The following is a 241-nucleotide window of genomic DNA, read 5'->3' as shown; positions in this document are numbered from 1 at the left end:
AAGAGTAGGGGGTTGTTAGTTAGCTGGCAAGGCTTTTTTCATTTTCGGAAATGGTCTGCACTTTTCGGTTGCCAAAGTGTGTACTTTTATTTTGCCAAACACAAGAGGACTCGATTTCGGCTTCCAGCATTTCTTGAATCGTGTCGCAAATAGATCCTTTAACTCTGATTGCACGTCGTCCACCGACTTCATGTTTTTCTCCTTGATCCATTGCTTGATCTGCTCTTTTGACATCATAAAA

General features: G+C 41.5%; 1 pseudogene. It reads right to left on the bottom strand.

Annotated elements, in window-relative coordinates:
- Positions 1–79 precede the first annotated feature (79 nt).
- A pseudogene (locus tag SB752_RS33180) lies at positions 80–237 on the bottom strand (IS256 family transposase); the annotation flags it as partial.
- Positions 238–241 lie beyond the last annotated feature (4 nt).

Origin of the sequence: Brevibacillus sp. SIMBA_040, from assembly GCF_046535075.1 — a bacterium.
In the GTDB taxonomy this organism is placed as follows: Bacteria; Bacillota; Bacilli; order Brevibacillales; family Brevibacillaceae; genus Brevibacillus.
The sequence above is the reverse complement of the archived record's forward strand: the minus strand, read 5'-3'. Positions and strand labels throughout refer to the sequence as shown.